At 41.4% G+C, this 14,241-nt stretch carries 13 protein-coding genes; 12 read left to right on the forward strand and 1 reads right to left on the reverse strand.

Annotation, left to right across the window (positions count from 1 at the left end):
- The first annotated feature begins 18 nt into the window (after positions 1–18).
- From AAH944_RS00905 to AAH944_RS00950, 10 genes are all read left to right on the forward strand, one after another.
- The gene (locus tag AAH944_RS00905) at positions 19–480 is read left to right on the forward strand and encodes a DVU_1555 family C-GCAxxG-C-C protein (RefSeq protein ID WP_415535728.1); all 462 of its coding nucleotides are present in this window, start codon (positions 19–21) and stop codon (positions 478–480) included.
- Positions 481–530: 50 nt separating this feature from the next.
- Entirely contained in the window at positions 531–1,595 is a 1,065-nt protein-coding gene (locus AAH944_RS00910; protein ID WP_415535730.1) for an XdhC family protein, read from the forward strand.
- A gap of 16 nt (positions 1,596–1,611) precedes the next feature.
- Positions 1,612–2,346, forward strand: coding sequence for a DVU_1556 family methyltransferase (gene trsM, locus AAH944_RS00915; protein ID WP_415535732.1), 735 nt, complete (start codon positions 1,612–1,614; stop codon positions 2,344–2,346).
- Positions 2,347–2,402: 56 nt separating this feature from the next.
- Positions 2,403–3,227: a methyl-accepting chemotaxis protein gene (locus AAH944_RS00920; protein WP_415535734.1), complete on the forward strand. Its 825-nt coding sequence runs from the start codon at positions 2,403–2,405 to the stop codon at positions 3,225–3,227.
- 73 nt (positions 3,228–3,300) lie between these two features.
- Complete coding sequence (gene trsS, locus AAH944_RS00925) at positions 3,301–4,686, forward strand: radical SAM (seleno)protein TrsS (protein ID WP_415535736.1); 1,386 nt, start codon at positions 3,301–3,303, stop codon at positions 4,684–4,686.
- A 250-nt stretch (positions 4,687–4,936) separates the two neighbouring features.
- Positions 4,937–5,959 (forward strand): molybdopterin-binding protein, encoded by a 1,023-nt coding sequence (locus AAH944_RS00930; protein ID WP_415535738.1) that lies wholly within the window; start codon positions 4,937–4,939, stop codon positions 5,957–5,959.
- Positions 5,960–6,046: 87 nt separating this feature from the next.
- Positions 6,047–7,348: a DVU_1553 family AMP-dependent CoA ligase gene (locus tag AAH944_RS00935; protein ID WP_415535740.1), complete on the forward strand. Its 1,302-nt coding sequence runs from the start codon at positions 6,047–6,049 to the stop codon at positions 7,346–7,348.
- Positions 7,345–8,451, forward strand: coding sequence for a DVU_1551 family NTP transferase (locus AAH944_RS00940; RefSeq protein ID WP_415535741.1), 1,107 nt, complete (start codon positions 7,345–7,347; stop codon positions 8,449–8,451). The genes AAH944_RS00935 and AAH944_RS00940 overlap by 4 nt, the downstream gene beginning before the upstream one ends.
- Positions 8,444–9,046, forward strand: a complete 603-nt coding sequence (locus tag AAH944_RS00945) for a histidine phosphatase family protein (RefSeq protein ID WP_415535743.1) — start codon at positions 8,444–8,446, stop codon at positions 9,044–9,046. Before AAH944_RS00940 ends, AAH944_RS00945 begins: the two co-directional genes overlap by 8 nt.
- A 411-nt stretch (positions 9,047–9,457) precedes the next feature.
- Positions 9,458–11,056 carry a protein O-GlcNAcase gene (locus tag AAH944_RS00950; protein ID WP_415535745.1) on the forward strand — a complete coding sequence of 533 codons (1,599 nt, stop codon included), beginning with the start codon at positions 9,458–9,460 and terminating at the stop codon, positions 11,054–11,056.
- A gap of 183 nt (positions 11,057–11,239) precedes the next feature.
- On the opposite strand, the gene AAH944_RS00955 is transcribed toward AAH944_RS00950, so the two are convergent.
- The gene (locus tag AAH944_RS00955; protein ID WP_415535747.1) at positions 11,240–13,069 is read right to left on the reverse strand and encodes a DUF2334 domain-containing protein; all 1,830 of its coding nucleotides are present in this window, start codon (positions 13,067–13,069) and stop codon (positions 11,240–11,242) included.
- Positions 13,070–13,522: 453 nt separating this feature from the next.
- Here AAH944_RS00955 and AAH944_RS00960 point away from each other — a divergent pair, with 453 nt between their 5' ends.
- Both AAH944_RS00960 and AAH944_RS00965 read left to right on the forward strand, forming a co-directional pair.
- Positions 13,523–13,840 carry a P-II family nitrogen regulator gene (locus AAH944_RS00960; protein WP_415535749.1) on the forward strand — a complete coding sequence of 106 codons (318 nt, stop codon included), beginning with the start codon at positions 13,523–13,525 and terminating at the stop codon, positions 13,838–13,840.
- A gap of 14 nt (positions 13,841–13,854) precedes the next feature.
- Positions 13,855–14,241 carry a P-II family nitrogen regulator gene (locus AAH944_RS00965; protein ID WP_415535751.1) on the forward strand — a complete coding sequence of 129 codons (387 nt, stop codon included), beginning with the start codon at positions 13,855–13,857 and terminating at the stop codon, positions 14,239–14,241.

The raw sequence follows: 14,241 nt of genomic DNA on the forward strand, positions 1-14,241 counted from the left end.
TAAAAGGGGGAGAAAGCCGTGGCAAATGTAGCAGAACGCATCGCTCAGCTTCGCGCCCAGGGGTTTCAGTGCAGTCAAATACTTTTGATTTTAGGACTTGAACATCAGGGCAAAAAAAATCCGGATTTAGTCAGAGCAATGGCAGGTCTGGCCAATGGTTTGGGTAATTGCGGAAAAGTCTGCGGCGTATTAACGGGATCAGCCTGTTTGCTGGGGTTATATGCCGGAAGAGGGGAACTCGAGGAGCAGAAAAATAGCGAACTAGAGGACATGATCTCAGATCTTGTTACTTGGTTTGAAGAGAAATATGGCAATGCTTATGGCGGGATTGATTGTGGGATTATCGTAAATGACGATCCCTGGAACCGCATGCTGCGCTGTCCGAACATGGTTATCGAAACTTATATGAAAGTTCAGGAAATCCTTAAAGATAATGGTTTTATCGAAGAACAATATTCTCAAGAAAATGAGGGATATTAGATTTCAATCCATTTTAACTAATAATTTCATGAGTGATAAGGGGGACCACCATGAACATCTATCAAAAATTATTAGATGAGTTGAATGCAGGGGCAAAGGCTGTAATGGTTACAGAGCTGGAAAAGGTCCCGGCGGAATATTCTGGAAATAATCAAGGCTATTGCAAAAAAGAATATTTTACCGAAGATTGTTTGCAGCAAAGCGGTCTTTATCCTTCTATGCAGCAGTCTTTGTTAAACGGGGAGCTGCAAATCATTGAAAGTCCTGAAGGAAAAATTGCGATTATTGAACCTTTTTTCCCGCAGCCGTGCTTGTATGTTTTCGGAGGGGGGCATATTGCGAAACCTTTGACAGAGATGGCTGCAAAGCTGGGATTTTCTGTGACCGTGGTTGATGACCGTCTTTCTTTTGCCAATAAGGAACGATTTCCGGATGCAGCAAGGGTAATTTGTGAAAGTTTTGACAGGTGTTTTGAATTGCTTAGTTTTAATGCTTATACCTATGTGGTCATCGTTACCAGAGGTCACCGGCATGATGCGCAATGTTTAAAAGCCGTAGCGCAAAGAAAATGGGCCTATGCCGGAATGATAGGTTCCCGGAGACGGGTAAAAAGCTTAAAAGAACAGCTGTTAAGTGAAGGCTGCCCACGGGAAGTATTGGAAAAAGTAAACGCTCCGATTGGACTGGAAATTGGCGCAATAACGCCTCAAGAAATCGCCCTCTCTATTCTGGCGCAAGTTGTTAGTTACCGCAGACTGGAGAACCCGGGAATGGGAAGAGAATCAGCTAAAATCAGTTGGACAGAATTTGACCGTGATGTCCTTGAAGAAATAAGCCGGGGAAAAAATGAGAGAAGAGCGATTGTAACAGTAATCTCCGCTAAAGGTTCCGTACCAAGGAAAGCCGGGGCAAAGATGCTGGTCTGGCCTGATGGGAAAATCTTAGGAAGTATAGGCGGTGGATGCAGTGAAGGTGCAGTTATACAAACTGCGATTGATATCGCGCTAAACGGGGGATATAAAATCCAGAATATTGATCTGACAGGAACAATAGCGGAAGATGAAGGAATGGTCTGCGGCGGCAAGATGCAGGTCTTAATTGAATCTTTGTCTTAAATAAGGAGATGGAGATATGGACAAAGAGACAGGCCCTTTAAATAGTTACGAAAAGGAAACATTGAAGGAACTTACAGGCGAAACCATGAGGCCGGGAGGGTTTGAAATAACCAAAGAAGCGGTTTCATTTTGCGGATTTCCAAGAGGGGCCAATATTTTGGATGTCGGTTGTGGTTCGGGAGCTACGGTCAGGTATTTGATTGAAAATTACGGGATGAATGTTCTGGGTATCGACTGTTCTCAAGTAATGATTGAAAAGGGTCAAAAGGCGTATCCGGGTTTACCTGTCCTGCAGGGAAGAGCTGAAGATCTGCCTGTCAGTGACGGCGAGATTGATGGGTTACTGATGGAGTGCAGTTTGTCTTTAATGGAGGATATTGACCTTGTACTGTCGGAGTGTTATCGGGTTTTAAGCGATTCAGGCAGGCTGATCATCAGCGATCTCTATTTTAAAAATAAGCCGGTTTCCACAGAAGGAATAGATTCGATTCATTCCTACTACACGGGTGCAAGTACTAAGGAGACCTTACTGGCAAAACTGGAAGCCCATAATTTTGAGGTTGAGTTATGGCAGGATAAATCAGCCTGGCTTTATCAAATGGTTGTTGACAGTATTATTAAGTTTGGCTCGCTTGACAACTTGTGGTATTGTATCTTGCCAGTTGCTAAAGATCAAAATATTACAAGGGAACAAATTAAGCAATGGAAGCTTGGATATTTTTTATCTATTGCTAAAAAGGTAAACCGCTAAGGTCACTATAGGCCGCTTAACCACAAATTTTTTTTAAATTTGTAAGGAGCATTAATATGGAAAATATACTTGAGATGTATCTGAAAATTATTCCTTCTCTTCAAGAAATCATGGATGAAGATTTTAGTGTTGTTCTGGGGGATACGAAAGAAATTCTGAAATATGTGCCTAGTAAAAAATTTGATCTGAAGTTCTCCGAAGGAGCCAGTTATGCTGGTGATCAAAATCATCCGATCCATAAGGTTATTGCAGAAAACAAACAATTGGTTTTTTTCCCGGAAAGCTCCGGCTGTTTGTTTAAGGTAATCATTACTCCAATACATGATGAAAACGGGAAGGTTATCGGCGCTATTAACATAGGAAGAGACTTAGAATCACAAAGTCAAATTGATCAGTCGGCAGAAAGTTTATATTCTGCAATTCAGGAAGTTAACGCAAGTATCCAGGAAATTGCGAAGGCTTTCAATGAATTATCTGAAACAATTGACAATGTTAATAAAGATACCAAGTCTTCTGAGATTAAAATAACGAAAACGAACTCTCTTATCAGTTCTATACAGGATATTGCATCTCAGTCGAATCTACTGGCGATTAATGCCGCGATTGAGGCGGCACATGCAGGAGATAAAGGCAGAGGTTTTTCAGTCGTTGCCGAAGAAGTGAAGAAACTGTCTTTAATAAGTAGTAAATCTGCTAAAGAGGCTGTTGAGACTATCAAAGAGATAAAGCAATCCATTGAGAATATTGTAAGCAAAATAGATAACATTGCTGACATAGCAACTAGGCATGTTGCTTCAACTAGTGAGGTTAGTTCTACTCTTGGTGAGATTACTGCCGCATCGGAAAAACTTGTTAATCTTTCGAGACAGTCCATAAAATAGGTGTGCTCTAAAAACAGGGCCTCGAGTCTCCCAAAGATTCAATTACCACCGGGAACATAATGGAGGTATCTTAATGAATCAACCAGAAAACGTACTCCAAGTGACTGAAAGTGTTTGTCCGGTATGTTTGGAAAAAATACCTGCAAGGTATATTCTAGACGGCGGGGGAATTTATCTGAAAAAGACCTGTCGTCTTCATGGGGATTTTTCAACGGCTGTTTGGCGCGGCAGCGGTGAGCTGAGTTATAGCGCCTGGACTAAAGAGAGAGCCTGTGCTCATCCCCAGGTGTGCCTGACGGAAGTAAATCAGGGTTGTCCTTACGATTGCGGTCTGTGTGCGCAGCATCAACAGCAAACCTGTTGCGTTTTGCTGGAAGTGACCGAGAGGTGCAATTTGAATTGTAATTTCTGTTTCGCCGGCAGTGGGGTGTCTTGTACGGATCCATCCTTTGAGACGATCAAAGCGTGGCTGGAAAGGCTTGTCGTTCTGGGCAAACCGTTTATACACCTTTCGGGGGGGGAACCGACGGTACGCAAAGATCTCCCGGAAATCATCAGCCTGGCCAGAGAGATGGGCTTTCCTTATATCCAGTTAAACACCAACGGACTTCGTTTAGGGCTGGAGCCGGAATACGTCAAAGAGCTTAAGGCAGCAGGCTTGTCAGCTGTTTTTATGCAATTTGACGGGACGAGGAATGAAATCTACCGACAGCTCAGAGGCCGCAATCTTATGGCGGTTAAAGCAAGCGCCATTGATAACTGCGGGAAAAATAATCTGGGTATTGTACTCGTACCTACGGTAGTGCCGGGGGTAAATGCAGACAATATCGGAGAGATCGTTCAGTTTGCCTTAGCGAGAATCCCCGCAGTCAGAGGCATTCATTTTCAGCCGGTGAGCTATTTCGGAAGATACCCGGCAGCCCCGCTGGACGAACAGAGAATCACATTGCCTGAGGTTATAAGGAATATTGAGATACAGACAAATGGCCTCTTCAAAGCCGAAAACTTCAGACCATCGGGTTGTGACCACGCGCGCTGCGGCTTTCATGGAGATTTTGTCTTGTCTCCCGATGGCAGCATCCATCCTTTGAGCAAGAAAAGTGAGCCGGCATCCTGTTGCAGCAAACCGGGCCGGCATTCAGCGGTGGAATTAAATAGAAATTTTGTGGCTCGACGGTGGACGAGAAATGAAAACGAAAACAGCTGCCGTCAAACAGCTACGAATCTCGGTATGGAAGATATGGATCATTTTCTTTCCAGGATTCGCACCCACGGGTTTACGATTACCGGAATGGCCTTTCAGGACTGCTGGACCTTGGACCTCGAACGACTGCAGGAATGCAGTCTGCATGTGTTCAGTCCGGATGGGAGGATTATTCCCTTCTGCGCATATAATCTAACAAATATTCAAGGAGAAGCGCTTTATCGCAAGCCGGGGCAGCTATCTCAAATACGTTAGTATGCAATGTTGAAGGAGACCTTCGGCGATTGTAATAAATATCCATCCGCTGTGTAAGACCAGGCGCTTCCTGCTCAGTACTCTAAATATCTTTTATGAAGGAATTCTTGAGAACTATTGGCTAGGGTCGAGCTCTAATAAACTAATTTCATATTTGTGAAAGAATTCTTATTTATATTAACCGATGATGAAGGATGTATTTTGGGTGTAACAGGAGACAAAATTATAAAGTAAATTAGGGGGATAAAACATGAAGATGATACCTGTAGAAAACGCTGTTGGTATGGTACTCGTTCATGATATGACGGAAATCATTCCGGGCAAATATAAAGGCGCTGCGTTTAAAAAAGGGCATATCATAAAAAAAGAAGATATTCCCCATTTATTAGACATGGGAAAAGAACACATATTTGTTCTAGAGAATAGAGACGGCGAAATTCATGAAGATGAAGCCGCCGGCAGGATAGCAAGAGCAGCGGCGGGCCAGGGAATAGGGCTTACTGAACCAAACGAGGGGAAAGTAAACCTTTTGGCAAAATGTAAGGGACTTCTTAAAGTAAATGAAGGGGCATTATTCGAGATTAATTCTATGGAAGGAATTGTTCTTTCGACACTTCATTCTAACAGGTTAGTTGATGTCAATACGGTTGTCGCCGGTGCAAAAATAATACCTTTAACAATAGGAGAAAAAAAAATAATATCCATGGAAAAGATTTGTTCGGAGAATAATCCGGTTATTCAGGTAATGCCTTTACTTAAATTAAAAGCCGGTCTTGTGACAACCGGGAACGAATTATATTATAAAAGAATTCCAGATAAATCCGGCCCGGTCTTCGTTGAGAAGTTTAGAGAATTGGGATCTGAAGTGATCAAACAGATTTTTTCCAAAGATGATCCCAATATGATAGCAGAATCTATCAAGGCATTAATAAAAGCGGGAGCTGATATTGTTCTGGTTACAGGAGGGATGTCAGTTGACCCTGATGATGTGACCCCAACCGGAGTCAAAAAGGCCGGAGCGCAAATATTGTCATATGGCGCCCCCACGATGCCGGGAGCTATGTTCCTGCTTTCATATATAAAGAATATTCCTGTATTAGGGCTACCGGCATGCGTGATGTATAACAAAAGAACAATTTTTGACCTTGTGATTCCGAGATTGGCGGCGGGAGAAAGAATTGAAAGAAGAGATGTTATCAGGTTTGCTCACGGAGGATTATGTTTAGGCTGTAAAGATTGCAGATACCCGAATTGTGGATTTGGCAATGGGTAAAGGCACAAGAAATACGGAGGGATCATGATTTTGAATTCGGAAGCAGGGATTAAACCTGGATACTGGTAAAATGATAAGGAGTTAATCATGAGGGTGACACCGCTTGAAGACTGGATTGTTGGGAAATCCGACATTAAGGAAAGGAATTCGAAGATGCTGGAGGAGTACCAGCTGAACAAGGTAAGAGAGACCTTGTATTATGTTAAGAAAAATGGCCGGTTTTACGGCCAAAGACTAAGCAATATTACTGAAGATAAAATTAATACTCTTGATGATATTAAAAACATTCCCTTTACACATCCCTATCACATAAGGCAAAATTCGTTGGACTTCTTGTGCCTACCTCAGAAAGAGATAGTAAGAATAGTTTCAATAAAGAGTTCAGGAACAAGCGGAGAAGAAAAAAGAATCTACTTTTCAGAACAGGATTTAAACCTTACCGTTGATTTTTTTAAAGTTGGAATGAGTTGTTTAATAGATCAAAACGACAGGGTTATGGTGCTTCTTCCAGGCAATACCTACGGCAGTATAGGGGACTTGCTGAAAAGAGCGCTGGAAATGTCCAAAGTGCCATGCTTTATCCACGGCGTTATGGTTGATCCCGAACAAACGGCCAAAAAAATCATAGAAAATGATATCACTTGTCTTGTTGGAATTCCGATGCAGGTATCCCACTTAAGCAAGTTGAAAGGTGATGTATTTAAAAGCAGAATCAAGAAAGTCCTTTTAAGCACAGATTATGTTCCGGATGTTTTAATTCACGAATTGACACATCAATATGGGTGCAAGATCTTTACCCATTATGGAATGACAGAGATGGGTTATGGTGGAGGTGTGGAATGCGAAGCCCTGGATGGGTATCATATGAGGGAGGCAGATTTGTATTTTGAGATTGTAAACCCTGATACAGGCGAAGCAGTCCAGGACGGACAATTAGGAGAAGTGGTGTTTACAACCCTTACGAGGAATGCAATGCCTTTAATAAGATACCGGACAGGTGATATGGCTTCCTTCTCTTCACCCCCCTGTGACTGCGGAACTTTTTTAAAAACAATGAAAAAAGTTTTGGGGAGAATGGATAATAAGGTCACCATCGGCGAGAATAAGTTTTTATTTTTGAGAGAATTGGATGAAACAATATTGAAATTTAAAGAAGTTTTGGATTATAAAGCCTGTATTACGGATGAAAACCTTCTCAAAATTGAAATAAGATCAGAAAGTAAATCGATCAAAAAGGATATCGAGCAGAGTATTCAAACCTTACTGGATGAAAAGCTTGGGTGCAAAATGAATTTTACTCTTATTGTCAGTCCTCACAGCATACCGGAAAAAATAATCAACAGTATGGTAAAAAGAAAGATTATCGATTATAGGGGAGCTGGAATATGAAAAATACCAGCATAGCAGCTATTATTGCTGCCGGCGGCTACTCCTCAAGAATGGGGAGTTTTAAGCCGTTTCTGAAATTTGGGAAAAAATCAGCAATCGAAATGCTTATTGATACATATAAAGGCTGTGGCATAGATAATATCATCGTTGTAACCGGTTACAAAGGAAGTGAAGTCGCAGAAAAGCTGAGGGAGTCAGGTGCGACATGCCTGCAAAACGAAAACTATTCGGAAGGAATGTTTACTTCGGTCATAAAGGGAGTTAAAGCTTTGGATACGCGTGTTTCAGCTTTTTTTATGCAGCCGGTGGATATTCCTCTTGTAAAGAAGCATACGATCGAGCTACTGAAAAAAAAGTATCTGGAAGGCGGTAAAGGTATCATCTACCCTGATTTTTGCGGCAGGGTGGGACATCCCCCGCTGATACACTGTAAGTACCGAGAGGTGATTTTAAGGAGTAACGGGGAAGGCGGGCTGAAGAAAATTTTAAAAGAATATTCTTCTGATTCAATTTATGTACACGTATTTGACAAGACAGTACTTATGGATATGGATACAAAAGAAGACTATGAAAAACTGCTTGGATATTTTAATGCCGGTGCACCCGATGGGGAAGAGTGTTCCAGCATTTTGGATATATATAAAGTACCGGAAAACATTATAAGACATTGCAGGAAAGTTTCAGAGGTGTCTGTTGAAATTTCTCGCAGTTTGAATAACGCAGGATACGAGCTTAATGAATGTGCCTTGAAGGCCGCGGCGATGCTCCATGATATTGCCAAAAAGGAAGAAAACCATGCCCGGGTAGGAGGAAAGATTTTGCAAGAGATTGGGTATGGGAAGGTAGGTTCTATCATAGGCAGTCATACCGATATTGAAGTAGATGGTCAAGGGAGAATCACAGAAAGTGAAATCCTATATCTCGCCGATAAACTTGTTAGAGAAGATAAAGTAATATCTATTGAGGAAAGATTCAAGCAGTCCCTAAATAAATATCAAGATAACCCTGAAGTATTGAGAAAGATAGAAAATAGAAGGGATGCCGCTTATAAAATAATAAAAAAAATTGAGGCAGTGACAGGCAGAGGTTTTAACTATGGATAAAAAAATATTCCTGGTTAGACATGGACAAATTGATTATGGCAGTGAAAAACGGTATATAGGGATAACTGATTTGCCCCTAAGTAATGCCGGCATTAGACAAGCTACAAGGCTTCAGGAGTATTTCTCAAGGATAGAGATTGAAAAGGCTTATACCAGTCCGTTAAAAAGATGTCTGCAGACGGCGGAGATCCTTCTTGAGGGTAGTAATACTCAAAAAGTCATACTTGATGACTTGAAGGAAATCAATATGGGGGAATGGGAAAACCAGACAATCGATTATATAAAGGACCATTTTCGCGAATTGTACGAAAAAAGGGGAGTAAGTATTGATGAATTTATTCCACCGGGAGGAGAAAGCTTTGAACAGTTGCAAAAAAGGGTTATACCTGCCTTTGAATTCATCGCCCAAAATAATACAGGGAATACCCTCATTATCAGCCATGCCGGAGTAAATAGGGTGATATTAAGTAAACTTTTCGATTTTCCTTTGAAGGAACTATTCAAAATAAGTCAGCCTTATGGCTGCATAAATGAGCTTAGTTGGGATATAGCATCCCGCAGATGGCAGTGGGATCAAAAAAATACGAAGAGTTAATGAAATAAAAAGTACTTCTTTGAAACTTGTAATCCTCAATATTGGCGGATTTACAGGTTTTTTTATTATAAGAGTTGGATAACCATGATAAACCTTGTAAATACGTATAAATATCTTTAGGTATTGTTAAGTAGATTGACAAAGTGACAGACAATCAGGAGGACAATAGTAATGGCATATCTGTATTTTGAGGTAGTGGAATCATATTTTCTCGTAAACAGTAGAAAATAGGATTGATTGGAGCATCTATAATTAAGAACAATAATATGATCAAAAAGAAATTCCAGTAATGCGGGACTTTTCAATATTGTATGTACATCATTTATAAGATTCCAAAGTTGGGATAAAATATAAAATAAACAATACCAGTGAGAAAATTTACCTATAAAGTAATATTAAAGGAGACTGGCCATGAAGAAGAAAATTGTTTTGCTTTCTTTAACAGTGCTTCTATTTGGGTTAGGCATTACAGCCATCGCCTATCATAATACGCCTATTAAAGATTACCTATTTGGTTGGACAACACGCTCACAAACCCAAACCAATGGCCAGGATCAAACACAAAACCACCGGAATGATACCACGGCACCTTATCAACAGCCAGGAGCGGACAATGAACAAACTCCACCTACAGACAGTTTTGCTATCCGCGGAGTTATCGAAGGGTTCTACGGAACTCCCTGGACTATGGCGCAAAGAATAAACATGCTTACCTTTATTGGCCAACACCATTTTAACACGTATGTCTATGCTCCCAAGGATGACCCTTACCAGCGGACCAATTGGGTAGACCTCTACCCAATTGGACAACTACAGCAGATGAAGAGTTTGGTGCAAAGCGCAAAAGCAAATGGAGTTAACTTTGTTTATTCCATTTCTCCTGGTATCCCATCACCGCTGCCCGGTGAAACATTGACTTCAGCAAAGGTTGCCAATTCCATTACCTTTACATCTAAAGCCGATGTACAACTGCTTGAAAGCAAAATTGATCAGTTGCGTTCGATTGGAGTTCACACCTTTATGCTTTCATTTGACGATGTTCAACACTACTTGAAGAGTTCTGACCAACAAGTGTATGGTTCTGATTATCCTAAGGCTCATATCGATTTAGCAAATAAATTGCTTAAGGATGAGACTGTAAAAGATTCAAGTTTCAGGCTTTGGCTTGCTCCCACAGACTACTACGGTCTTAAGGACAGCGCCTATTGGGCTACAATACGGTCACATCTGGATCCCTCTATACAGGTGATCTGGACAGGGTCTTGGGTTTTAAACAAATCCATTACAAGTAGTGAAGCTGACCAAGTACGGCGGCTTTTGGGTAGAAAACCTCTTATCTGGGACAATTATCCGGTCAACGACTATACCTATGTGGTAAAGAAAGCGCCACAACTATTTATGGGACCATTGATCAATCGTTCGGAGGATTTGTCGGCATACACGAGTGGCATGTTAGCAAATCCCATGCTTCAACCCGAAGCGTCAAAAATCGCACTTTATACTGTTTCTCAATATCTGTACAATCCCAGCGCATACCAGCCGCTTCAAGCCTGGGACGAAGCGCTCCAGAGCATGTCTGGCATAGGTGATGCATTGGCCTTCCGTAAATTCTGTCAATATTCAAGCCAAAGTACGCTTGATACGAGTGACAATACCGGGTTTTCCAAATTAGCCGGCGCTTTTTGGCAAGAATACCAATCAGGGCAGCATGGACCTAGTGAATCAGAACTTCGTAAAGAATTACAATTACTGAGTGCTTTGCCCGATAATCTTAAGAAGACAATAACCAACCAACAGCTTTTGGCAGAAATTAGCCCATGGGCAGTAAAACTGGGTGAAGAAGGGCAAGCGGGACTACAGGCTTTAGTATATTTAGATTTATCGAGCAATGATCCGCAAAAGCTCACGGCTAAGCAGCAACTTCAAACAAGCTTGCAACAGTTACGAAACAACAACTTACAAATTGGTTCTGAAGTTCTATCATTTATTAATAAGGCTGGATCTAATTAGGCGCTGCTGAATTACAGCTAAACCCGCATGAACTTTTTATCTTAAATGACAAATTACAAAATTTTTGCTTAACCTTGTCATAAAGCCTTGTAAGCTGTCAGAATACGGATTACAAGGCTTTTCTATTCGGATTTTTTCTGCCGGAGATGCCGGAGACTATTTTTAATATCACCCGGAATCACTTTATCTGCCTGAAACTGAAATAGCGGTATTAAGGTTGGAATACCCGGTGTTATGATCGATCATAATTAGGTCAGACCGATGGTCACCATTAATATCCGCAGCAAGAGCATCTTCGTTCCTGGGTCCCCATGGGCCAAACGGTCTGTCAGCGACGAATTTACTACCGTCGGAGATATAGCTTTGCCAAAAACCGTCAGAGCCGTGTACCAGTAAATCGTCCTTGCCGTCACCGTTAATATCTGCTGCAAATAGCTGAGAATCCGGTTTGAAGTAAAATGGATTGTTCCAGGTTTCAGCGGCAAGAGAGAATCTGCTTGCTTTTCGTCCGGCCAGCATCTTCGACTGCTTGGTATCATGATCCATTACAAAAAGTTCGCTGTTTCCATCGCCATTAAAATCTCCTGCTGCAAGTTTCAGGTTCTTAGCTTTAAGCAGGTTAAAGCCTTGCCAGGTAATATCTGTAAAAAAGCCGCCTTGATTAATTGCCGAACCAATTCTGCCATGTTCTTTGTCATAGAGAAATAGGTCTGTGAGACCATCATGATTAAGGTCACCGGCCAGAGGACGGACTGTCTGCAATTGATTTAAAGCCTGCCACTTCAAATGATAAGGAACAAATTTATTCCCGTTGTTTACTGCTAAAATTAAATTACCGGAGGCAGCATTAAACAACAAGAGATCCTCTCTGTCCTTGTTCTTAAAATACCCGGCTAGTGGAATAGTTCCTTTTTCCAGTGTTAAGTCCTTTAGCCAGACACCTAAGTCTTGAAATGCGTTTGTGTCTCTGGGGGCATACCAGGAAGCCGTATATTGGGACATGCGCCATTGATTTGTCCGCTTGTTCCATATCAGCAGAGTTTTCCCCGAAGCATGCGGTACGAACTGACCCACAAAGATTTCATCTCTCGGATCGAACTGAATATTCTCAGCCCTTTGGGCAGGCACAAAACCTACTAATGAGTAGATCGAGACAAAAGCGTAGTCTCTCTTTTTTAGTTCCTTTACAAGCTGGTGCAATAGAGAATTCTTATCATAAATATACTGAACTTCTCCGTTTTTTTGTTGGACTTTTTTTATAAACTGAAACTCATAGGTAGGATGGATGTATAAGGATGCCAGTGTCCCGCTTTTTGCCGGATCATCTAAGACAGCCAGCATAGCGGCAAGCCGCTCCGGGGAATTTAAATGCCCTAAAGGAGCAGGTACAACATCAAGGCCGCAATAATATTCTCTATGCTGATTTACGACGTTATTGCTTTTCCAGGCCTCAGGATAGTAATAATTGTTTTCATAGATCAAACCGATCTGTTCTTGAAAAGCGAGCAGTTGCTGGGGCGAAGCGCTGTAATGCGGGGTCTCCCAGTAAGCCGGATAAATCCCTGCTTGATCAAACAGCGCGATCGCTTTTTCAGCCCGCTCTTTGGCATACGCGTATGTATTGGGTACGTCGGGATTTTTTGCCGAGCTGTAAAATTCATACCCTGACACGCTATTGCTGTTCCCGCTCTGATGGGTATAGCCGTGAACCCCGATGATACCGCCTCTTTCTTCCAGGCTTTTAATGGTAGAGACGAATTTTTGGGCATATTCTGTATTATCGGTAATGGCAACATCATAGTTCCTGCCGGGCACAACCATCCTGGGAATTAAGGAGACTTCAAACGGTATCCCCTCTTGCTGAAGATAATCTGCTAATACAATCAGTTTATCAAGGTTTTCCTGGCTTGTATATTCTTCCCCGGGACCTACATCCTCTAATCGTAATAAGGCCGGATGTTTTCCTGAAAATTGATCTGCTGATGCTTCGTTTGGAACGACAGATAGGTTCATATATATTAGAATTGTTAAAAAAAGGACATATATTAATGCAATTACAAAAATTTTGTCTCTTAATATCAATTTTAGTTTAAACATAAATAATTTTCCTCATAATATTTGAAATTTGTAGAATTGATAGGATAATCATAATCGATCTGAACATATTGTCAATATATATTATTATGTATCCTGTAAATTATACGTAATACAATTTGCATTCTTATTGACTTTACCTAACGGTTTTTTTATAGTAATGGCATGGTTATTAAAGAACTATAAGCAACGGCGCTTTCCCTCTTAATAATAAAAGGGGGAAAGTATTTTTTTGCCTTTTAGAGTACAGCTAGGGTTTTTAAATTATTATTCATGTTGGTTAAAGCAAAGGCGCTTTTGGACGGGGACTTACCCGGAGCAGAAGCGCCTTTTGTTTTATAAAAAAACATTCATAGAAGGAGGGGGTTCCAAATGAAAATGGTCAGAGCGATTGTCAGACCAGAGAAAAGTGAAAGCATTGCTGAAAAATTAGCGGGAATTGGGATTGTATCCATGACAAAAATGCATGTATTTGGCCGTGGAAAAACCAAAGGTTTGCAGGTAGGAGATATTATCTACGATGAGTTTCCCAAAGTAATGCTGATGATTGTTGTATCCGACGAGGAGTTGGAGAAAACAATTGAAGTGATCCTGGAAAATGGCAAAACAGGTAACATTGGTGACGGGAAAATATTTATATCCGCTGTTGAAACGGCATACACAGTACGTACCGGCGAAGAGGCACTGTAAAGGAGTGATAGCAGATGAAAGAGATCATAGCCATCATAAGAAGACATCAGGTGCCTTCTTCCAAAAAAGCTTTGGAGGAAGCCGGCTTTAATGCGCTTACGATTCAAAGTGTTGAAGGGCACGGGAAACAGAAAGGAGTAGGAGGCTGGGCCGCAGAGGTCGATCCGTTGCTAAATCCGCTGCTTAAATACGAAACCCCGATGCCGGATGCGGTAATGAAGTGGATACCAAAACGGATGCTGCACCTGGTCGTTCAGGATGACGAAGCAGAAAGCGCAGTAAAAGCCTTAATTAAAGCCAATCAGACTGGAAATATCGGGGACGGAAAAATATTTGTTTGTCCGTTAGAAGAAGTAATCAGAGTAAGAACCGGAGAGAACGGCCCGAGAGCAGTTTCCTAA

The sequence above is a fragment of the Dehalobacter sp. CP genome (assembly GCF_047652685.1).
GTDB lineage: Bacteria > Bacillota > Desulfitobacteriia > Desulfitobacteriales > Syntrophobotulaceae > Dehalobacter.

Bases quoted from the DNA above. Each gene is read 5' to 3' on its own strand.
- AAH944_RS00960 (WP_415535749.1), top strand. From the start codon at position 13,523: ATGAAAATGGTCAGAGCGATTGTCAGACCAGAGAAAAGTGAAAGCATT.
- AAH944_RS00945 (WP_415535743.1), top strand. From the start codon at position 8,444: ATGGATAAAAAAATATTCCTGGTTAGACATGGACAAATTGATTATGGC.
- AAH944_RS00935 (WP_415535740.1), top strand. From the start codon at position 6,047: ATGAGGGTGACACCGCTTGAAGACTGGATTGTTGGGAAATCCGACATT.
- trsS (WP_415535736.1), top strand. From the start codon at position 3,301: ATGAATCAACCAGAAAACGTACTCCAAGTGACTGAAAGTGTTTGTCCG.
- AAH944_RS00930 (WP_415535738.1), top strand. From the start codon at position 4,937: ATGAAGATGATACCTGTAGAAAACGCTGTTGGTATGGTACTCGTTCAT.
- AAH944_RS00965 (WP_415535751.1), top strand. From the start codon at position 13,855: ATGAAAGAGATCATAGCCATCATAAGAAGACATCAGGTGCCTTCTTCC.
- AAH944_RS00950 (WP_415535745.1), top strand. From the start codon at position 9,458: ATGAAGAAGAAAATTGTTTTGCTTTCTTTAACAGTGCTTCTATTTGGG.
- AAH944_RS00955 (WP_415535747.1), bottom strand. From the start codon at position 13,069: ATGAACCTATCTGTCGTTCCAAACGAAGCATCAGCAGATCAATTTTCA.
- AAH944_RS00920 (WP_415535734.1), top strand. From the start codon at position 2,403: ATGGAAAATATACTTGAGATGTATCTGAAAATTATTCCTTCTCTTCAA.
- trsM (WP_415535732.1), top strand. From the start codon at position 1,612: ATGGACAAAGAGACAGGCCCTTTAAATAGTTACGAAAAGGAAACATTG.
- AAH944_RS00910 (WP_415535730.1), top strand. From the start codon at position 531: ATGAACATCTATCAAAAATTATTAGATGAGTTGAATGCAGGGGCAAAG.
- AAH944_RS00940 (WP_415535741.1), top strand. From the start codon at position 7,345: ATGAAAAATACCAGCATAGCAGCTATTATTGCTGCCGGCGGCTACTCC.